Origin of the sequence: Actinoplanes sp. NBRC 101535 (assembly GCF_030269225.1) — a bacterium.
In the GTDB taxonomy this organism is placed as follows: Bacteria; Actinomycetota; Actinomycetes; order Mycobacteriales; family Micromonosporaceae; genus Actinoplanes; species Actinoplanes rectilineatus.
In genome coordinates this window covers 832,973-853,160 of record NZ_BSSY01000001.1, presented here as the reverse complement: position 1 = coordinate 853,160, position 20,188 = coordinate 832,973, and the positions used below count along the sequence as shown (strand labels likewise).

19 protein-coding genes are annotated in these 20,188 nt (G+C 70.2%); 10 read left to right on the top strand and 9 right to left on the bottom strand.

All coding sequences use genetic code 11. From position 1 onward, the window contains the following. Positions 1-6: 6 nt before the first annotated feature. Both QSK32_RS03660 and QSK32_RS03655 read right to left on the bottom strand, forming a co-directional pair. Positions 7-1,380: a tryptophanase gene (locus QSK32_RS03660; RefSeq protein WP_045747119.1), complete on the bottom strand. Its 1,374-nt coding sequence runs from the start codon at positions 1,378-1,380 to the stop codon at positions 7-9. 18 nt (positions 1,381-1,398) lie between these two features. Beyond that, positions 1,399-2,532, bottom strand: a complete 1,134-nt coding sequence (locus QSK32_RS03655) for a tryptophan dimethylallyltransferase family protein (RefSeq protein ID WP_045747120.1) — start codon at positions 2,530-2,532, stop codon at positions 1,399-1,401. A 523-nt stretch (positions 2,533-3,055) separates the two neighbouring features. On the opposite strand from QSK32_RS03655, the gene idi reads away from it, so the two are divergent. Beyond that, on the top strand, positions 3,056-3,643 hold the full coding sequence (gene idi, locus QSK32_RS03650) for an isopentenyl-diphosphate Delta-isomerase (protein ID WP_285471182.1): 588 nt from the start codon (positions 3,056-3,058) through the stop codon (positions 3,641-3,643). Here idi and QSK32_RS03645 read toward each other — a convergent pair. Then, a complete protein-coding gene (locus tag QSK32_RS03645) occupies positions 3,622-3,783 on the bottom strand; it encodes a hypothetical protein (protein WP_285471181.1) in 162 nt (53 codons plus the stop codon). The genes idi and QSK32_RS03645 overlap by 22 nt on opposite strands. Beyond that, positions 3,780-4,718 (bottom strand): LysR family transcriptional regulator, encoded by a 939-nt coding sequence (locus QSK32_RS03640; RefSeq protein ID WP_045747122.1) that lies wholly within the window; start codon positions 4,716-4,718, stop codon positions 3,780-3,782. The genes QSK32_RS03645 and QSK32_RS03640 overlap by 4 nt, the downstream gene beginning before the upstream one ends. 71 nt (positions 4,719-4,789) lie before the next feature. Here QSK32_RS03640 and QSK32_RS03635 point away from each other — a divergent pair, with 71 nt between their 5' ends. The 3 genes from QSK32_RS03635 to QSK32_RS03625 all read left to right on the top strand — a co-directional run bounded on the left by QSK32_RS03635 (position 4,790) and on the right by QSK32_RS03625 (position 7,484). Further along, a complete protein-coding gene (locus tag QSK32_RS03635) occupies positions 4,790-5,599 on the top strand; it encodes a LysE family translocator (protein ID WP_285471180.1) in 810 nt (269 codons plus the stop codon). A gap of 271 nt (positions 5,600-5,870) precedes the next feature. Continuing rightward, on the top strand, positions 5,871-6,731 hold the full coding sequence (locus QSK32_RS03630; protein ID WP_285471179.1) for a nitrilase-related carbon-nitrogen hydrolase: 861 nt from the start codon (positions 5,871-5,873) through the stop codon (positions 6,729-6,731). Positions 6,732-6,869: 138 nt separating this feature from the next. Then, on the top strand, positions 6,870-7,484 hold the full coding sequence (locus QSK32_RS03625) for a hypothetical protein (RefSeq protein ID WP_045747125.1): 615 nt from the start codon (positions 6,870-6,872) through the stop codon (positions 7,482-7,484). 7 nt (positions 7,485-7,491) lie between these two features. On the opposite strand, the gene QSK32_RS03620 is transcribed toward QSK32_RS03625, so the two are convergent. Then, entirely contained in the window at positions 7,492-8,520 is a 1,029-nt protein-coding gene (locus QSK32_RS03620; protein ID WP_052721116.1) for an amidohydrolase family protein, read from the bottom strand. Between the two features lie 82 nt (positions 8,521-8,602). Beyond that, positions 8,603-9,304 (bottom strand): Clp protease N-terminal domain-containing protein, encoded by a 702-nt coding sequence (locus QSK32_RS03615; RefSeq protein ID WP_045747145.1) that lies wholly within the window; start codon positions 9,302-9,304, stop codon positions 8,603-8,605. 75 nt (positions 9,305-9,379) lie between these two features. Here QSK32_RS03615 and QSK32_RS03610 point away from each other — a divergent pair, with 75 nt between their 5' ends. Then, complete coding sequence (locus tag QSK32_RS03610) at positions 9,380-10,594, top strand: MFS transporter (RefSeq protein WP_045747126.1); 1,215 nt, start codon at positions 9,380-9,382, stop codon at positions 10,592-10,594. Here the strand turns inward: QSK32_RS03610 and QSK32_RS03605 are convergent. Both QSK32_RS03605 and QSK32_RS03600 read right to left on the bottom strand, forming a co-directional pair. Further along, positions 10,512-10,982 carry a hypothetical protein gene (locus QSK32_RS03605; RefSeq protein ID WP_045747127.1) on the bottom strand — a complete coding sequence of 157 codons (471 nt, stop codon included), beginning with the start codon at positions 10,980-10,982 and terminating at the stop codon, positions 10,512-10,514. The two genes, QSK32_RS03610 and QSK32_RS03605, sit on opposite strands and share 83 nt — an antisense overlap. Then, on the bottom strand, positions 10,975-11,514 hold the full coding sequence (locus QSK32_RS03600; protein WP_245674280.1) for an RNA polymerase sigma factor: 540 nt from the start codon (positions 11,512-11,514) through the stop codon (positions 10,975-10,977). The genes QSK32_RS03605 and QSK32_RS03600 overlap by 8 nt, the downstream gene beginning before the upstream one ends. A 1,205-nt stretch (positions 11,515-12,719) precedes the next feature. Between QSK32_RS03600 and QSK32_RS03595 the strand changes: the two genes are divergently transcribed. Further along, positions 12,720-13,595 (top strand): hypothetical protein, encoded by an 876-nt coding sequence (locus QSK32_RS03595; protein ID WP_285471178.1) that lies wholly within the window; start codon positions 12,720-12,722, stop codon positions 13,593-13,595. A gap of 235 nt (positions 13,596-13,830) precedes the next feature. Here the strand turns inward: QSK32_RS03595 and QSK32_RS03590 are convergent, their stop codons facing one another. Further along, positions 13,831-15,999: an ATP-binding cassette domain-containing protein gene (locus QSK32_RS03590; protein WP_285471177.1), complete on the bottom strand. Its 2,169-nt coding sequence runs from the start codon at positions 15,997-15,999 to the stop codon at positions 13,831-13,833. 432 nt (positions 16,000-16,431) lie between these two features. Between QSK32_RS03590 and QSK32_RS03585 the strand changes: the two genes are divergently transcribed. From QSK32_RS03585 to QSK32_RS03570, 4 genes are all read left to right on the top strand, one after another. Then, positions 16,432-16,821: a response regulator gene (locus QSK32_RS03585; protein ID WP_045747130.1), complete on the top strand. Its 390-nt coding sequence runs from the start codon at positions 16,432-16,434 to the stop codon at positions 16,819-16,821. A gap of 152 nt (positions 16,822-16,973) precedes the next feature. Continuing rightward, a complete protein-coding gene (locus QSK32_RS03580) occupies positions 16,974-17,966 on the top strand; it encodes an efflux RND transporter periplasmic adaptor subunit (protein WP_245674281.1) in 993 nt (330 codons plus the stop codon). Next, a complete protein-coding gene (locus QSK32_RS03575; protein ID WP_045747131.1) occupies positions 17,963-18,655 on the top strand; it encodes an ABC transporter ATP-binding protein in 693 nt (230 codons plus the stop codon). Before QSK32_RS03580 ends, QSK32_RS03575 begins: the two co-directional genes overlap by 4 nt. Continuing rightward, positions 18,652-19,932 (top strand): ABC transporter permease, encoded by a 1,281-nt coding sequence (locus tag QSK32_RS03570; protein ID WP_285471176.1) that lies wholly within the window; start codon positions 18,652-18,654, stop codon positions 19,930-19,932. Before QSK32_RS03575 ends, QSK32_RS03570 begins: the two co-directional genes overlap by 4 nt. Positions 19,933-20,188 lie beyond the last annotated feature (256 nt).

Here is a 20,188-nt window from a genome sequence, read left to right as displayed (position 1 = left end):
CGGCTTCTACCGAGGCGCCAGCCGCACCTTGAAATGACGCAGGAGCGGCGGCGCCGAGACGATGCGGTAACCGCGGATCCGCTCGGGGTCCTTGGCGATGTCCCCGAGCACCTCGGCCACGTACGCGAAATGCTCCTCGGTGTAGACCCGGCGCGGGATCGCCAGCCGGACCAGCTCGAACGGCGCCGGGCTCACCAGCCGGTGCTCCTCGTCGAGGGTGCCGAGATAGAGCGAACCCAGCTCGGCCGAGCGGATCCCGCCGTCCAGGAACATCTGGCAGCCCAGCGAGTGGCCGGGGAACTCGGCCGGGGTCAGGTGCGGCAGCAGGCGGCCGGCGTTCAGGTACAGCGCGTGGATGCCGGCCGGCTGGATCGTCGCCACCCCGGCGTCGTTGACCATCCGGGCGAACCGGGCGGTCTGCTCGGCCCGCGCCGCCAGGTAGGACGGGTCCACCACCTCGCGCAGGCCGACCGCCAGCCGCTCGAGGTCATGACCGGCGAGGCCACCGTACGTGGAGAAGCCCTCGGTCGCGATCAGCAGCGCCTCGCAGCGGCCGAACAGCTCGGGGTCCTTCAGACCGATCAGTCCGCCGATCGCGGTCAGCCCGTCCTTCTTCAGACTGATCAGGCAGCCGTCGGCCAGCTGGAACGCCGCGGTGGCGATCTCCTTCGGGGTACGGTCGGCGTAGCCGGGCTCCCGCTGCTTGACCAGCCACGCGTTCTCGGCGAACCGGGCGGCGTCCAGGAAGAACGGCTTGCCGAACCGGTGCGCGAGGTCCCGTGCGGCGGTCAGGTTCGCCATCGAGACCGGCTGCGCGCCCAGCCCGTTGTTGGTGATCGTCAGCAGCACCAGGCCGACCCGCTCGCCGTCCGGGCCGGCGAGCAGCGCCTCCAGGGCGGCCAGGTCGATGTTGCCCTTGAACGGCTCGTGGCTGTCCAGGTCGGCGGCCTCCGGGCAGGGCAGGTCCACCGCCTCGGCGCCGACGATCTCCACGTTCGCGTGCGTGGTGTCGAAGTGGGTGTTGCTGACACAGATCTGGCCGGGCTTGAGCAGGTTGGTGAAGAGGATCCGCTCGGCGGCCCGGCCCTGATGCACCGGCAGCAGATGGTCGTACCCGGTCAGCTCGGCGGCCTCGTCGCGGAACCGGAACCACGAGCGCGCGCCCGCGTACGACTCGTCGCCCAGGGCGGCGGCGGCCTCCTGCGCGGTCGAGGTGGCGCCGGTGCCCGAGTCACTGAGGAAGTCCACGGTGATCTGGTCGGCCCGCAGGTTGAACGGGTTGTAGCCGGCGGCGTCCAGGGCCGCCCGCCTCTCCGGCGCGGAGAGGAACGGGACCGGCTCGACCACCTTGATCCGGTAGGGCGGCGGGATTCTGCTCATGGGGGGATTCCTCTGCTTTCAGATGACGCTGATCGGTAACGGACGGGGCGGATCGACCCGGTAGGCCTCCGACGACAGGTAGACGGTCATTCCCGGCCGCGGCGGGCCGAGCCGCAGCGAGACGTGGGCGAGCAGGCCGACGCCTGAGTCCAGTGGCCGGCGGGTCACGGCGGCGATCCCCCGGTCCAGGAAGTCCGGGTCGAAGCGGTACCGGTCGAGCAGCGGGACGACGCGGCGGCGGGCTTCGCGGTCGTCGCCGACGTAGCTGCGGATCGGGACGTAGACGCTGTAGCCTGCGGGTTCGTCGGAGGCGCCGGTCAGGGTGAAGCTGCTGATCAGGGGGCGGCCGGTGTAGGTCTTGCCGCGCTTCTTTCCCTTTTTCTCGCCTTTATCGCCTTTTTTGATTTTCTTAGGTTTTTCCCCGCCTGCCAGCCGGCAGAAGTCGGCCACCTCGGCCGGGTCCACACCGTCCACGACGCCGGCGGCACGCGCGACGTCCGCGGCGGTGGCATCGTGATGCGAGACGTAGAGCTTCACCCGCGCATGCGGGGCGTCGTGCAGGTCGAGGGCGAAGAAGCTGAGCCGGTCCAGGCCACCGAGCTCCCCCGGCCGGACCGCGCGATCAACCATCTTCTGGTACGCCGTACCGAGGCCCAGTCGCTCGAACGCCTCCCCCGCCAGCGCTCCGGACTCCCCCCGTCCGAGCACCTCGGGATTGAAGTAGACCTTGAACTCGGGGCGCCGCCCGTTGCGGAACACCAGGGAGAGCCAGATCGCGAAGTCGCCCTCCGGGGCGGCCACGTCGAACAGGTCCCGGACCGCGTCCAGGCGACTGGTGGAAACGCCGTTGGCGCGCAGAAAATCGTAGGTGGCGGCCATGTTCGCCGACACCGACGGGACCGGTCCGAGCGCCTCCGCGAGAATGCGCAGAGCGGGCGGCTCCGACTCGTTCCAGGCTATCGAGAACTCGACCGGAGAATGGTCGTCGGCGACGTCCGACGCCCAGGCCGGTGGTTGTGACAACGGTCTCGAACCGTGCTTGCCGAGCACTCCCGCAAGCAGTTCGACCGGCGTTGTGTCGTCCGTTCCGACGACCTCACAGAGACGGCTGAGCTGACCGCCCAGATGATCCAAGACAGACGGATCCTGCATGACGACCCCTGCTTCCCCGGCGGCCGGGGATCGCCCGGCCGTCCAGCTCTGCCCCCGCAACCATCGATGATCGTAAACACTCGCCTCGTTGCGACATGACTCATAGTGAGTTGATCATGACGGGTTGTCGAGTGAGACATCGATCACAGTGGACGCTTTAGCCGCCAGATTGTGGCTGCTAGTAGTAGGTTTACCTGCCTTATGCCCTGATTTGACATACTCTTGAAGCGCGCAGAGTTATCGAGATGGGCTCACGGCAAGTCACGAGTCGTTCTCGCATTGCACGGACAGTACATGATCAACTTGGACGGATACTCAACGTGTCTCCACCCTGCTCCACCGATGAGGACGGGATGTCCACACCGGCTCAACTTCGGACAGTGCACAGTGACCGTAGCCGCCTGGAAGCAGATGATCCACGTCTGGCGGAACGGCGCCGGTCTGGGTTAATGTGCGTGGAGGTCAGCGTTACCGCAGGGCAGAGTGGCCCCCTTTTCCTACGAGTCCGAAAATGGGACGAACCGTGGAACATGTCATTCTTCTCGACGATTCAGGAACGGCCACGGGCCTGCAGGACAAGAGCACGGTTCACACCGATTCAACGCCCCTGCACCTCGCATTCTCGTGCTATGTCTTCGACCGTTCCGGACGCTTTCTCGCAAGTCGGCGCGCCCTTTCCAAGAAGACCTGGCCGGGCATCTGGACCAACAGTGTCTGCGGGCATCCGGCCCAGGGCGAGCCGCTGACCGACGCGGTCCGGCGACGGGCCGGTTTCGAGCTCGGCCTCGAACTCGACGAACTCCGTCTGGTCCTGCCGGCCTTCCGCTACCGGGCCGAACTCGACGGTGTCGTGGAGAACGAGATGTGCCCGGTCTTCTCCGCCGTCGCGGTGGGTGACCCGGCCCCGCACCCCGACGAGGTGGACGACTTCCGGTGGCTGGCCTGGGACGACTTCCGCCGCGAGGCGAACGCGCCGGACTCGGCGTTCTCCCCGTGGTGCCGCCTGCAGATCGAGCAGCTCACGGCGCTCGGCCCGGAACCCGCGGCGTGGCCGGAGGGCGATCCGGCGCTGCTGCCCCCGGCCGCCCGTCAGCCCAGCCCGGTGCTCTGACCCGCCCCCGGCAGTCCTGCTGAAGTCCGTGGTGGGCCGGCCTCCGCCACCGCCACCGCCTCCGCCGTCGTCATCGCCACCGCCGTCGTCGTCGCCACCGCCGTCGTCGCCACCGCCGTCGTCGCCACCGCCGTCGTCATCGCAGCGGCGTGGCGATCCAGTTTTCGGTCAGGTCGGCCCCCACCTGGGTCAGTAGAGCGACGAAGTGATCGGCCAGCGGGACATCAGCGGACGGGACACCGGTCGACGAGAGGGCGTAGACCTGACGGTCCAGGCGGGGGCTCGCCAGGTCGCGGTGCACCACGCCCGGCGTCGACGCGACGGTCAGACGGGACAGCATGGTCACGCCGATGCCGGTGGCCACCAGCGCCTGCGCGACGTTGTAGTTCTCGGTCTCGAACTGGACCGCCGGCCGGAACCCCGCCTCCGCCGCGGCCCGGTCCAGCTGTTGCCGCGCCGCGTGACCGGCGACGATCACGATCCACGGGTCACCCGCCAGATCGCCGAGGCTGATGCGGTGGCGACGCCCGGCCAGCCGGTGGTCGTCCGGCAGACAGAGGACCATCGGATCCACCAGCACCGGCGTGACCCGTACCCCCGGCGCCACCACCGGCCGTCCCGCGTAACCGGAGACGACCGCCACGTCCAGGGTTCCGGCGTCCACGAGTTCCGGACCCTGCTCGGAGACGATCTCGGTGATCGTCAGCTCGGCGTCCGGCCGCAGATGCCGCAGCGCCGTCAACGCGGGCGGCAGCAGATGCTGGGCCGCCGTCGGGAAGGCACCGATCCGCAGACGCCGCGACAGCGGGCCGAGCATCGCCGTCACCCGTTCCCGGGCGCGACGGGTCTGCGCCACGATCACCTCGCCCGCGTCGGCGAGCACCTGACCGGGTTCGGTCAGTCGCGCACCCCGCGGGCCGCGAACCACCAGCGCCGTCCCCCAGTCCCGTTCGGCGCGCGCCACCTGACCGGACACCGCCGCCCCGGTCACACCGAGCTCATCGGCCGCCCCCGCGAGCGAACCGTGCCGCCGGATCAGCGCCAACAGTCGCAACTGCCCCGGGTCGTCCGCCATCAACAAATCTTAAGTCTCATCGCAAGATCGGTGACTTCCCTGAATACCCGGGCAGGCAGCACGCTCGGCACATGCCCACCCACCTGGCGGCGTTCGTCGCCACCATCACGCTGCTCGCCGTCCTGCCCGGCGCCAACAACCTCGCCGTCACCCGGCAGACCGTCCTCGGCGGCCGCCGCGCCGGACTGCTCGCGGTAGCCGGCGCCAGCACCGGCATCCTGATCTGGGCGGTGGCCGCCGCAGCCGGCGTCTCCGCGCTGCTTCTCGCCAACCCGCACGCCTACCTGGCGATCAGGCTGGCCGGCGCCGCCGTGCTGATCCTGCTCGGCATCCAGTCCCTGCTGACGCTGAACGATCCGCTCCCCTCCCCCGCGACACTGGACGACCCGGCGCCCGGCACCGCGACCCTGAACGACCCGGCGCCCGGCACCGCGACCCTGAACGACCCGGCGCCCGGCACCGCAACGCTGAACGACCCGCTCCCCGCCCCGGCAAGCCCGCACGCACGCCACAACCTCGGAGCAGAGGCACCCACGGCTCGGCCGGGCCACCGCAACGTCGCCGCGGAGGCCACCGCGAGCCGGCAGGGATGGCGCAGCTTCGTGGTGGGGGTCGCGGCGAGCCTCGGCAACCCGAAGGCCGGGGTGGTGGCGGTGTCGCTGATCCCCCAGTTCGTGACCGCCGACGGCCCGGTCGTGCTCTCCTCGATCGCCCTGGGCGCGATCTGGGCAGCTGTCTCGGGAACGTGGTTCTGCCTCTACGTCGTCGTGCTGGACCGGGGACGGGCCCGCGCGACCAGCCCCGCCGCCCAGCGCCTGCTGCGCGCCGCCACCGGCGTGACCCTGCTGGGCCTCGGCGCGACGGTAGCCCTCACCGCCTGACCGAGAACGACACAACCGTCTCAGGGGAGGGCCGCACGCCCGTCTGCATGACCGAAGGGTCCCAGCGCGGACACGATGCAGAACACAGCCCCGACGCAGAGCACAACCCCGACGACGCAGAGCGCAACCCCGACGCAGGACACAACCCCGATACAGAGCGCAACCCCGACGCAGAGCGCAGCCCCGGCGCGGGCCCGGCAGCACGCGGGCGGACCGGGGCGGACCGGGGGCGGCGGATATCGTAAGGCGGCTGTCTTGGCTAGGAGGACGAGTGCGGGAAGATCTGAGCATCGCGGTGGCGCAGCCGCGCTGTGTGGCCCACGACGTGGCCGGGAACGCGGTCGCGCACGCCGAGGCGGTCCGGGCCGCGCGGGCCCGGGTGGTGGTCTTTCCGGAGATGTCGCTGACCGGTTACGAACTCGACGCCGAGCTGATCGCGCCGGACGATCCCCGGCTGCAACCGATCATCGAGGCCTGCGCGGACACCGGTTCCCTGGCCCTGGTCGGCGCGCCGGTCCCCGGCCCCGGCAACGGACCTCGGGACGCGCCCGCCACCGGATCACAAACCCGGCAGACCCAACAAAGCCGGCACGACCAGCACGACCAGCACGACCAGCACGACCAGCACGACCAGCACAGCCGAGCTTCGGGCGAGGTGCCCGCCGGCGGACCGGGGATCGGGGTGCTGGCCGTGGACGGTGGTGGGGCTCGCGTCGCGTACACCAAAGTGTTTCTGCATGGCACGGAGGCCGAACGGTTCGCGCCTGGCGTGCCCGGCGTGATCGAGGTCGACGGCTGGCGGCTGGGCCTGGCGGTCTGCCGCGACACCGGCATCCCGGAGCACGCGGCGCTGACCGCCGCGCTCGGTATCGACGGCTACGTCGCCGGTGTGGTGCACGCCGATCACGAGTCGGAGGTGCACGGTGACCGTGCCCGCCGGGTGGCCGCCGACCACGGCGTGTGGGTCGCCACGGCGGCGTTCGCCGGAGGAACCGGTGGCGGGTTCGACCGCACGTCGGGCCGCTCCGCGATCTGGTCCGCCGACGGCCTGGTGATCGCCGAGGCCGGCGTGGCTCCCGACGAGGTGGCCCGAGCCGTCCTCAGCGACCGTGCCGGCACCGGTCGCGGCTGACGCAACCGCACCGAGAGCTACCTCGACCGCGGCGCCCGCAGCTGATCATCAAGGCCGGAGAGGGTCTCAAAGACCGGAACCGGACCCGTCCGGGTACGCCCGGAGCGATCATGAGGACACGGTGAGAGGACGCGCGGAATGCCCGGTGGACATGTGCTCGCGCGGCTGGGCGGGTACGGGCTGGCGCTGATCCCGCACTGGCCGTTCGCGTTCGAGCGCGTCCCGGACGCGTCCAACGCCGTGCGGGTCACCCGGTTCACGCCCGGCGGCCCCCGGCAGGTGGTGATCGAACCCGGCGGGAACGTGGACGGCGGTGACGTGGTCGACGTGGCGGACGGCCCGCAGACCCCGTTCTGGATGGTGGAGACCTCGGTGTTCCGGCTCCGGTGGCCGGCCAGTTTCACGCTGGAGTCGCCGGCCGAGACGGATGACGGGACACCGTTCTACCTGCGGGGGCCGGCCGACTCGATGATCTTCCCGCAGGGTCCGGTGGAGCGGGACAGGCTGGCGGATCCGCAGGCGCTCGTCGCCCCCGGGCAGACGGTGCTGCAGCGCCGCGATCACGAGCACGGAATCAGCGTGGTCGAGCTCGGGTACCGGCACGAGGATCGGCAGTGGTGGCAGGGGCACTGGGTGATCCCCCACCACGATGATCAGGTCGTCGTCCTCACCGGGCAGGCGGTGCTGGAGTCGGCGGCGGTGACCCGTGAGGCAGCGGAGATCATGGCGGCCAGCTTCGGGCGTACCCACTGACGGGTTTTCATCTCTGACCGAGATGAATCAGGCGACCCCGCACGATCACGGCCAGCGGCTCGTCGAGCACGCTCAGATCGTGGCGCGGGTCGGCGCCGTAGACCACCGCATCGGCCGGCGCCCCGTCGTTGAGGCCGCCGAGCCCCAGGTAGGTGCGGGCCGTCCAGGAGGCGGCGCCGAGCGCGTCGTGCACGGGCACCCCGGCGGTGACCATCGCGCGGATCTCGTCGCCGATCCGGCCGTGTGGCCGGGAGTCGGTGCCGGCCAGCACGGTCACGCCGGCCTCGACGGCGGCCGCGGTCAGCGCCGGGTGGGCGCTCGCGCCCGCGACGTACCAGTCGGCGCGCCCGCCCTCGGCCAGCGAACGGCTGATCACCGACAGGGTGGGGGTCAGCGCGGTGCCCTGCACGGCCATCCGGGACAGCAGCTCGGGGTCGAGGCCCATGCCGTGTTCGAGGGAGTCGACGCCGGCCTCGACGGCGACCCGGCCGCCCTCCGGATGCTGGGAGTGCACGGCGAGACGGCCGCCGGCCGCGTGCACCCGGGTCACCGCCTCCCGTAGCACCTCGAGCGGGATGACCGGATCACCGAACTTCCAGTCGGCGACCACTTTCGCCCAGCCGGTCCGGGACGCCTGCTCGGCGGCGACCGCGGGCAGGTCGTCGAGTCCGGGCCTGCGCCCCCAGCCGTCGAAGAACTGGTCGTGCTGGGCGATCCACGGGCCGGCGTGGCTGGCCCGTGGGCTGTCGTCGCTGTGCCCGAACCAGTCCGGCGGATCGCCGGCCAGCCCGGGCGACCGGATCACCGCGACACCGGAGCGGAGATGGGCGCGCAGGTCGTCGCGGAGGATCTCGTCGTCGAGCGGAGCGCCGGGCGCCGCCGCCCCCGGGTGGGTGTGTGCGTCGACCAGGCCGGGGAGGATCCACCCCTCGGCGACCACGTCGGCGCCCGGAACCGGGTCGCTGGTCCAGCGGTCACCGTCGGCGTAGAGGTCGATCGATTCCCCGTCGGGCAGGCCGAAGCCCCGGATTCGCATGGCTCACCCTCTCACCCCAGCAGTAACGGCAGGAAGACCAGAACCGCCACCACTGCCGGCACGGCCAGCCGGCGCAGGACGGTCACCGCTGTTCGAGGCGCTCGATGCGCTCGATGATCGGCCGGAGTTGCTGCTGCAACGCCTCGGTGAAGGCCTGCATGCCGGCCGGTTCGCCGCCGCCCTGGGCTCGCAGGTGCACGTAGCCGGAGAGCGCCGCCGTGGTGGCCCGCCGGGTCAGCCGCGGCTCGGCGCCCCGGCCGCGCAGCACCTGACCGGCGACCCCGTCCGGCTCGGTGACCAGGCCGAGCAGCAGGTGCTCGCACCCGACGTAGTTGTGCCCGAAGGCGGTCGCCTCGGTGACGGCGAGTTCCAGCGCGCCGCTCGCCGGGACACTGAACCGCGCGGACTGGCCGGTCTCGGTGTCGGTGCGGCGCCCGAGGTCGGCGAGCACCGCGGCCGGGTCGATGTCGATCGCGTGCAGCACCCGGACGCCCAGGTTGTCCCCGCCGTTGATCATCGCGGTGAGAAGGTGCCCCGTGTTCACCGGACCACCCGCGCCGGCGTCGATCGCGGCCGCCAGCACCGCGCGGGTGCGGGGTGTCAGGTTGGGGAAGCGCTCGGCCAGGTCGTCCGGGGTGAGGTCGCCGAGCGCGGTCTCCCGAACGGCGACGACCCGGCGGACCGCTTGTTCCAGAGCGCGCTGGCAGATCGCCGAGACGGGCACACCCGTCTCCTTGACGGCCTCGGCGAGTTCGTCGGGCAGATAGACGTTGATCTTCGGCACCACGGTTCACCTCCACATGTAACCCCAATGGGGTTACTCTAGCACCCCATCGATGGGACCGTAAGGTCCCGAAGAGTGAACCGCCGATTCGTCATCGCCCTGCTCGTGATCTGCCAGAGCACCCAGGGCCTCCTGCTCGGCGGCATCGCGCTGTTCCTGCCGCTGATCCGCGCCGACCTCGGGCTGACCTTCGCCCAGGCCGGGATGCTCGCCGCGAGCGGCAACCTGGCGTATGCGCTCATGCAGATCCCGTCCGGCTACCTGGCCGACCGGTTCACCCCGCGCCGGATCTTCCTGATCGGGCTGCTCGGCACCAACCTGCTCGCCGCCCAGTTCACCGTGCTCGACTCGTTCACCCTGCTCCTGGTCAACCAGGCGGTCGCCGGCGTGTTCCGCGCCCTGATCTTCGCCCCCGGCATGCTGCTGATGACCCACCAGTTCCCGACCGACCGGCGTGCCACCGCGATGGGGCTCTACGTGGTCGGCGGCTTCTCGTCGAACGTGCTGCTCAGCTCGGTCGGCCCGTTCCTGGTCGAGCCGCTCGGCTGGCGGTTCCTGTTCGTCGCGTTCGCGGCGGCCGGACTGCTGGCCCTGGCGCTGTACCGGCGGACCTCCGGCGCCGACCCCCGCAGCCCGGGACAGCAGCGGATCACCGAACTGCCGGGGCTGCTCCGTCACCCGGTCATGTGGCTGACCGGCCTGATCCAGTTCGCCCGGCTCGCCGTGGTGCAGGGGTTCACGTTCTGGCTGCCGACGTACCTGGTGGTCGACCGGGGGCAGACCCTCGCGACGGCCGGCATGGTCACCGCCCTCGGCGCGGCGGTGACCGCCCCCGCGAACTTCCTCGGCGGATACCTCTCGGACCGGCTCGGCCGACCGTTGCTGATCATCGGGACGGCGCTCACCGCCCTGGCCGCCGGACTCGCGATGCTCACCTGGGCGCCGGGGATGCCGGCGGTGCTGGCCGTGGTCGCCCTCATCTCGATCTTCGTGCAGATCTATTTCGGTCCACTGTTCGCCCTGCCCATCGACGTGCTGGGGACCCGCAGCGCCGGCCTGATCAGCGGGTTCGGCAACTTCTGCGCCAACCTGGGGAGCTTCGCGTTCGTCTACGCGCTCGGGGCGGTCAAGGACGCCACCGGATCGTTCCGGGCCGGGTTCGTCAGCCTGGCAGTGTTGTGCCTGGTCGCGCTCGTCGCCACCTGGCTCACCCGGGGTGTTCTGCGGACCGCCGGCGCAGATCGCGTCGCAACTGATCACGACGAGAGCGGGCGCGGACCAGCAGGGTGAGCGCGGCCGCCGTCATCACCAGGCCCAGGACCGCGGCGAGGACGGCGGGCAGGCTGTGCCGGGACACGCCCAGCAGGACACTCCCCGCGGTCAGGGCGGCGCAGCAGATCGTCGCCAGCCAGCCGGCGATCACCCGGTCGACGGCGAACAGCGGACGCCGCCGCAGCGCCCAGGACCCGACGACGACCCAGGCCAGACCGATAGCGATCATGGCGGCGAAGGCCAGGCGGGTACGGGCCGGCAGCGGAGCCGGTTCGGTCGCCCACAGCAGGGTGATCATCGAGGCCATGGCGAGGCCGCCGAGACCGGCCAGGACGTGCGCCAGACGGTTCGGCAGCGAGGTGCCGCGCAGCAGCCGATCGGGGGTGAAGCCCGGACGGTCACTCATGGGTCAGACCCCTTTCGATCAGGTGGGCGCGCAGCATGCGGCGGGCCCGGAACAGCCGCGATTTCACGGTCCCCCGGGGTACGCCGAGAATCTGGGCGCAGTCCTCCGCGGACAGGTCGTGCAGGTAGTAGAGGATCAGGACCTCCCGTTCGACGGGCGGCAGACCGGCCAGCCCGTCGGCGACGATCGCCCGGTCGAGAGCCTCGTCCGCCTCGTCGGAGTGGTGCACGGTAGCCTCGCCGCCCGGCTCCGGCCGATAGCGCTCCCGAAGCTGATCAAGAACGGCCCGGCGGGCGATCGTCATCAGCCACGGCGCGAAACGGTCAGGGTCCCGCAACCGGGGAAGCGCTCGCAGCGCCGCCGCCCACGCCTCCTGCGCCACGTCGTCGGCGGCACCGGGACGGTCCAGCATTCGCCGGATATATCGCCATATCGGGTCATGCCAGTGGCTGACCAGCTCGGCCAGCGCCCGCCGGTCACCGAGTTGAGCCCGCACCACCAGCAGCGCATCGCGCCGCGCTCGATCAGTCACACCTCTACAGTCTCTGGGCGGCGCCGGGCGGTTCATCCCGCCCTTTCGGGGGTACGCGCAAAAGCGCCCCGAATCCGGCATGAGGCACAGTATGGTCCCGTTCCGGGACGATTTGCCGCCGACGATTAACTATCGCGTTCTCCGATCGGTGGTGCGTCAATGATTTTCTCGCCCCCGAACGCCATCACCGTCGATTTCGGCCCTCTCATCGGGCGAATTTCGCGGCCGGCTCATTCGAGGCTGCGATTCCTTCATATCTCCCCTCTGTCTCCAGTTCCCGGCGCGATGAGTGATGGTCAACTGGACCATCAGTTCCCGTTCTCCGCCCCCTTGGTCCATCGCAGGCTCGCTCTCTCGCCGAAATGCCGGAAATTTCGTCATTAATCGACAAGTCGCTCTGCCGACGCCTGCCTCCGAGGCGGAATGATCGGTCCGGACCTGATCCTCATTCTGGCCCCGTCCGGTCCGCTTGAACGACCGAATCACCGTTCACCGTCGGCATTCTCCGCGCATGCCGGTCGATACGAGCCCGTTCGGTCCGGCCGCGCGGTGCCGATCCAGCCCACCGTCGCCGCCTGGCCCGTCGCCGCCTGGTCCGTCTCCGCCTGGTCCGTCGCCGCCTAGACACGTTTTGCGGTCAGGGCACGAAGCCCGTCCGCGTGGTGATTTCGGGCGCGCTGGACGCCTGAAGTCATCACACCCGTGGCGGTGTGGTGAATACGGGCGCGCTGGACGCCCCAAGTCACCACACCCATGGCGGTGTGGTGAATACGGGCGCGCTGGACGCCCCAAGTCACCACACCCATGGCGGTGTGGTGATTACGGGCGGGATGGGCGGCTGAAGTCACCACGCGGACCCTGATGACGAAACATGTCGAGTCCGTCGCCGCCTCGTCCGTCGCCGCCTGATCGTCACCACCCGGTCCGTCGACGCCCGATCCGCCACCACCCCGTCCGCTGAGGCCCGAGCCGCTGCCACCCGCCCGCCGTCACGATTCGTAATCGCCGGCGGTTCGCCGACTGTGGCCGTACCCCCATCGGGGTACTTTTTCGGAATTCTCCTCACACCCCTCTGACCTGGCTTTTCTCGGTCAAAAAGAGGCTCACGGCGGGTCTCGGCGCGGATTCGGTTTGAACCCTTCGCACGCCTGCTCCCGTACTGGCCCGCAACCGGTGACATCGACGTCCAACGACGAGGAGTGATCATGAGGTCGCGCACGTACCGACGGAACCCCGCCAACCTCAGCAACCGGCGCAAGACTCTGGGCGCGGTAGTGGTGGCCGGAGTTCTTGCCGCAGCGGGCCTGACGGGCGTCCAGCTGGCTTCCGCAAGCACGGAGGCCAAGGCAGTCGACCTGATCAACGTCGACGGTCAGCAGTTCGACGTCTCGCAGTGCGAAGCGCTGCAGATCAACGCCGGTGCTGTGGTCTGTGACGGCGAAGAGCTCGCCCCGGTCGAAGAGGCCGGCGCGCAGGACCCGGCCGAGGTGGCTGTGGAGTCCGCGGCCGCCCTGGAACTGGCCTGTGACACGTTCGCCGCAGACGTGGCGGCGGCAGCCGGAGAGGACGCCGCCGAGGAAGCGGAGGAGGCAGCCGAGCACCCCGGCGCCGCCGAGCAGGACGCCAAGGCGAAGGCCAAGAAGTACGCCAAGATCCTGAAGGGCAAGAAGAAGGAGAAGGAGGAGGCCGCCGAGGAGGGCGCCGCTGAAGAGGGCGCCGCCGAGGAAGGTGCCGCCGAGGAAGGCGCCGCCGAAGAGGGCGCTGCCGAAGAGGGTGCCGACGAGGCCGGCGCCGAGGAAGGCGCTGCTGAGGACGAGGCCGGCGCCGACGACGCCGCTGCCGCCGCCGAGGCCGTCACCGCCGCTCAGGCCGAGTTCCTGCAGGCCTGCCTGACCCTCGCCGACGCGAAGGCCGTCGCCGGTCTGGGCGACGCCGAGGAGGGTGCCGACAACGGTGCCGCCGAGGAAGGCGCCGACCAGGGCGCCGAGGACGCGGCCGGCGCCGAGGACGAGAACGCCGACGAGAACGGTGCCGCCGAAGAGGCGGGCGCCGGCGAGAAGGCCTCCACCCACAAGAAGTAAGTCCCCCTGAACAGGTGGTGCGGACGAGGTCCCGTCGTCCGCACCACCGCCTTGTTCAGCACAGGCAAGCGCCTTGTGCAGTACAGACGAGGTCCCGTCGTCCGCACTACCGCCTTGTGTGGTTTCGCAGTTTCAACGGTGTGCAGGCTCCGCGCGCGGTCCAGTCAACATGTTCATCTCGTCAACATGAGTGCCGAATCCGGCTCATCTTGACAGGAATCAACATGTGGTCAACTCAAGTTTCGGGCGGGCTGGAGAGTTCCAGCACCGGCCAGTCGGCCAAGTCTCGGCGCACCTGGCGGTCGTGGGTGGCGATGACCACCGCCGCCGATGTCTCCCGCAGCGCCCGCGTCAATCCGTCGACCATCGTGATCGACAGGTGGTTGGTCGGCTCGTCGAGCAGGATCACGTGCGGCTCGGTAGCGAGAACCTCGGCGAGTGCCAGCCGCCTCCGCTGCCCGGTCGACAACTGCTCCCCAGTCACCACCCGGTGCCCGCTCGACACATGTTGACCATCAGGCTCGTGCTGACCCTCGGGCTCGTGCTGACCTTCGGGCTCGTGCTGACCTTCGGGCTCGTGCTGACCTTCGGGCTCGTGCTGACCTTCGGGCTCGCGCTGACCATCGGGCTCATATTGACCGTCGCGCTCGTGTTGGCCACCAGGCACATGTTGACCGCTCGGCACACGTTGGCCACCGAGCACGTGTCGACCACCCGGTGCGGTCGGGACGTGTTGACTGCCCGCTACGTTTCGCCTGCCCGGCATGTGTTGACCGTCCGGCACGTGTTGACCGTCCGGCATCTGAAGCCCACTTGGCAACGGACGGGCAGGCCTCGCCTCGGCGGCGTCGCGATGGGCGGGGTCTGGGGCTTCCTGGGATGGTCGGGTCTCCTGAGGCAGGTGGGCCACCCGGATGCCGGGAGCGTGCGTCACCCGGCCGGTGGTGGGTTCGATGAGGCCGGCCAGCGCGGCTAGCAGCGTCGACTTGCCGGCGCCGTTCGCCCCGGTTATCAGAAGACGGGCACCCGGCTCGACGGTGAGGGTCACCGGGTCATGCAGGCGGCCAGCGATCACAACCTCCGAGGCCTGCACCAGGGTCAGGCCGGGCGGCGCCGATGGCAGGTCGGGCATCGTGAAGCGGGCGGGTGGCTCGGGGGCTGTCACGGCGTGCCGGTTCAGGTCTTCCTGGCGGCGGTGGACGGCGCGGACTGAGCCGGGGGCGCGGGTCGCCCGCCGATGTTTGTCGACGCCCTTGTCCGGGCGCCACCCGGACACCAGGCGGCTCTGGGCTTCGGACAGGTCACGTTCCAGGCGGGAGCGGACTGTCTGCTGGGTGGCGTACTCCTGTTCCCACCTCCGGAGGGCGGCCTCCCGTGCCACCCGGAAAGCCTGGTAGCCGCCGCCGTGAGTTGCCGGGCGGCCGTCTATCGCCGGATCCAGGTCGAGGATGCCGGTGGTCACGTCGGTCAGCAGCGCCCGGTCGTGACTCACCAGCACCAAGCCGCCGGGGTGGGACCGCAGGCGGGCGGTGAGGAAGTCCAGCGCCTCTGCGTCCAGGTGGTTCGTCGGCTCGTCCAGCAGCAGGAAGTCGTGGTGGGCGCCGAGCAGGCTCGCTAGGCGTACCCGATGGCGCTGGCCCACCGAGAGCGTGTTCAGCGGGCGGGACCGGTCGGTGACCGCGCCGAGGTGTTCCAGGGCTTGGTCCACGCGACGTTCGGCGTCCCAGGCCTCCAGAATTTCAGCGGCGGCCAGGGCATCGGCATATTGGTCCTCGGCCGCTCCGAGAGCAACGGCCCGCGTGGAAGACGACAAGCCTGCGAAAGATGGCAAGCCGGCGGAAGACGACAAGTCTGCGGAAGACGACAAGTCTGCGGAAGACGATAAACCGGCGGAAGACGACAAACCGGCATCAGGAACGGCAGTAGACGCCGGAGCCGATGCGGGATCGGCGGCCGAGGCCAACGCCTGGGCGGCTTCCTCCAGAGACTGCAGGGCTGCACGGGCGCCCGCCAACTCCACGGCGATGACGTCGTCGACCGTGGCGGCGGGCGGGAACCTCAGCTCTTGGAGGGCCAGGCCCAGGGTTCCTACGCGGCGTACGGTTCCGGCGTCGGGGGTCAGCAGACCGGCCAGCAGGTGCAGGAGGGTGGTCTTGCCGCGGCCGTTCTCGCCCACCACGCCCCAGCGGGCGCCGGGTGTGACGGTCAGGTCCACGCCGTCCAGGACGAGAGTGCCGCCCCGGGTGACGCCCAGGCCGACGGCGATGAGCTGGGCGGCGGCACCGGCGGGCAGGCCACCGGCATCGGCACGGGCGGGCAGACCACCAGCATCGGCACGGGCAGAGAGGCCGTCGGCGGCACGGGCGGGCAGGGTGATGCCGGGCAGATCGGTGGTGCTGGGCATGGGGTTCTTCCTCTGCGGAACGGCCCCGCCTCACGGCCCGGACCGTGACGGTCCCGGACGGATTCGGGCAGGGGTGAGCGGACTCCGGCGCTGGGGTGCGGAGTCGCTCTCAGAGGAAGAACAGGTATTGCATGCCGCCACCGTAGCCGCGCCCTCCCGGAGTGGCGACGGATTTTCGCTCCCATCCGCGCCCCCGGTTCCGAAGCAACGAAGCAACGAAGCAACGAAGCAACGAAGCAACGGAACGACGAAGCAACGGAACGACGAAACGACGGAGCCACTGAGCCACTGAGCCACGGAACGACGAAGCCACAGAGCCACAGAGCCACGGATTTGCGCTCCCCATCCGCAACCTCGGTTCCGCTGGACGGCGCAGCGGGCGGGCCGATCAGTGGCGACGACCCCCGCCGCACGATTGTCAGGAGCCGACCGATGGCCGCCGCCCCCACCGTCCTGATCGCCGACGACGACCCGGGCACCCGTGATCTGATCGCTTTCTTCCTGCGTAAGGCCGGGTACCGGACGATCACCGCCGAGGACGGGCGGGATGCTCTGGAGGTGCTCGGGGAGGTACGCCCCGATCTGGTGGTCCTGGACATGGTGATGCCGGAGTTGGACGGGGTGAGTCTGTGTTCGCGGATTCAGGCGGATGCGGCCACCGCCGGAGTCCCGGTGATCATGATGAGTGGTAAGGCGACGCGGGACGACATCATGTCGGCGTTCGACTCCGGGGCGGTGGAATACCTGGACAAGCCGGTTGTGCCGGGTGATCTGGTGTCGTTGCTGCGCCAGTTCCTGCCCGACGGTGTGGGTCGAAGATAGGAGTGCTTTCCCCCGTACAACCAGAAAGGGGTGACCGAAGCACTGCGCCGTGTGGTTGCGGGTCTCCGGTACCGTCTCCCGCGCCGATCCACAGTTTGATCACAGGGTGATCTCCGCCCGATCGGCATCCGACGATCGGAAGTGGGGAACGGGTGGGCAGACGCAGGCACGGTGTGGGCGCGGTAGCCGCCTCGGTGGTGATGCTGGCCGGGTGCACTTCGACCGCCGAGGAAGCGCAGACGCCGGGGCTGGAGGCGCGTGGCACGGTGTTGACCACGGTGACTCCCACCCGGCAGGACCTGACGAACCAGATCAGCCTGTCCGGCAAGGTGACCATCGATCCGGTGTTCGGCATCGGGGCGCCGCACGACGGCGAGTTGCGGTGGATGCAGCGGGCGCCGCAGACCACCGCGGCCACCCAGCCGGTGTGGGTGGCGACGGTGTGGAAGGGCGGGGCGCAGCACCGGGTGTCGATCCCGAAGGGGTCGATCATGGCCGGGCGCCTGATGGCGGAGAAGTCGACGGTGACCGAGGGCATGCCGGTGGTGTCGGCGCGGCACGTCGGTTACGGGATCGTGGCGACCATCGACAGTGCGCAGGCCTACCGGATCTCCGGTGCCATCGAGTCGGTCAAGGCGCAGATCAAGGACGGTCCGGGTCCGTTCTCGTGTACGGCGATCGGGTCGATCGCGGCCATGCCGGCCGGCAGCATCCCGGCGCCGGAGCCGACGGCGACCGCGACGAAGCCGGCCGGTGGCGCTTCCGCGGCTCCCCCGGTGGAGGAGCCCGAGAGTGAGTCCGCCGCCGGCAGCGGTTCGGAGGCGACCGGCATGCAGCTGGTCTGCAAGGCGCCGAAGAAGATCAAGATGATCAACGGCACCGACGTGACCCTGGACGTGGTCACCGGCACGGTGGAGAAGGCGATGGTGCTGCCGGTCGAGGCGGTCGCGGGCTCGCAGGGCAAGGGCAAGGTCGACGTCGTGGTCGGCGAGGAGCGGACCCGTAAGACGGTGGATGTCGTCCTGGGCATGTCCGACGGCAAGGTCGTCGAGATCAAGAAGGGTCTGACCGGCACCGAGACCATCGCCGTGCCGGGACCGAACCTGCCCGCCCCGGAGGCGGAGACGCAGGAGGGCACCGGGTGACCAGCCCGATCATCGAGCTTCAGGGCATCACCAAGGTGCTCAAGGGGCAGAAGGAGCCACGGACCATCCTGGACGGTGTCGACCTGCGGGTGCATGCCGGGGAGAGCCTGGCCATCGTGGGCCGGTCCGGTTCCGGCAAGAGCACGCTGCTCAGCGTGCTGGGCCTGTTCGACCGGGCCGACCAGGGCAGTTACGCGCTGGCCGGGCGGGACATCAGCCGGCTGCCGGAGGGCAAGGCGGCGAAACTGCGCAGTTCGCACTACGGCTTCGTGTTCCAGCGGTTCTTCCTGCTCAAGCATCTGACCGCGGCGCAGAACGTGGCGATGGCGCTGGTCAACGGGCAGGGCTGGCTGCCTCGCCGGGAACGCCGGGCCCGGGTCATGCAGGCCCTGGAGCAGGTCGAGATCGCGCACCTGGCCAAGAACCGGCCGTCCCGGATGTCCGGTGGTGAGCAGCAGCGGGTGGCGATCGCCCGGGCGCTGGTCCGCGAGCCGCAGATCCTGCTGGCCGACGAGCCGACCGGCGCGCTGGACACCGAGACCGGCACCCTGGTGATCGACGCGCTGCTGGCGGCGACGACCCGCGGGTGCAGTCTGATCCTGGTCACCCACGACCTGGCGCACGCCGGCCGGATGGGCCGGATCGCCCATCTCGACAAGGGCGTGCTGACCGAGCGGGTGAACGCGTGATCCGGCTGTCCGGGCGGGGACGCTCCGCGCTGATCATCGGGTTGCAGGGCATCCGGGCCCGTAAGACCCGCACCCTGCTCTCCATGATCAGCCTGTTCCTGGGTGTGCTGGCCGTGGTGATCGTGCAGGCCGGGGCGAGCATCGCCGAGAAGGCCACGATGGGCGACATCGAGCTGCAGATGGGCCTGGACGGCACCAAGCAGCTGAGCGTCCCGGCCGGGGAGCGGTCGACCCGGATCGTGCTCGACGCGGTGACCGGACGCCCGGACGCGGTGGCCATGCTCAACATGCGGGCGATCGTCGGCGAGCCCGGGGTGCGGCCGGTCAACGAGGGTGGCGGCCCGATCGGCGAGGACTGGGGCGTCCCGATGGAGTGCGACGACCAGGGGAACTGCACCGAGATCACCACCGGCGGCCCCAAGGGGCAGGCCATCGAGATGCAGGTGGTGGCGCTGACCGGGGACGTCCGGAAGTTCCGGCCGTACCGGCAGAGCAGCGGCGAGTGGCTGGACTTCACCACGGTGCCGATGATGGCGCCCCGTCTGGTTCTCAACAAGTACGCCGCGGAGGCGTTCGAGCAGTACCGGGTGCCCGCCGAGATGCGGATCAAGGGGGCGTCGGCCAACCTCACCCCGCAGTTCGTCGGCGTGGTCGACGACGGCGGCTACATGCCGACGGCGTACGTGCGTCTCGACGAGCTGAGCACCTGGCTGGGCACCGCCTCGCTGTCCGATCCGAACAGCGGTGAGCTGCAGGTGCTGCTGGCCGGGACCACGCCGGTCGAGCAGGTGCTGACCAGCAAGCTCAAGGCGATCGGCCAGGACGCGTACGTCGATGAGATCAAGAATCGGGAGGACATGGCCGAGCAGCTCCAGCTGATGCGGCTGGTGTTCCTGTCGATGGCCGGCCTGGTGCTGCTGATCGGTGTGGCCGGCATCCTCAACGTCGGCCTGGCCACGGTCGGTGAGCGGGTCGAGGAGTTCGCGCTGCGCCGGGCGGTCGGTACGCCCCGGAGTCTGCTGGCCGGGATCGTGCTCGCCGAAACGTTGATCACCGGCTTGTTGACGTCGGCGATCGCGATCGGGGTGAGTGCCGCGGCCCTCAAGGCGGTGGTGACGGTTCTCGGGCCGTCCGAGCCACTCCTGCGGGGGGTGGAGTTCCCGGTGGACGCGGGCGTGGCCGGGATCGTCGCCGGTCTGATCGCCGGCGTGCTGGGTGGCATCATTCCAGCCATCCGGGCGGCGGGCATCCCGATCGCCACCGTGATGCGGGCGTGAGGAAAGATCGCCACCGTGATGCGGGCGTGAGGAAAGATCGCCACCGTGATGCGGGCGTGAGGAAAGATCGCCACCGTGATGCGGGCGTGGGAAGAGATCGCCACCCTGGTGCGGGTGTGAGGAAAGCCTGAGCGCGTCAGAAACGACAATCGCCGCCGGTCATGCTCCCCGGGCGTGACCGGCGGCGACACTCTGGCAGGATTGAGGCATGGGAATGGGCCAATCCTCTGTCGCGAACTGATCGCGGGCGAAGCCG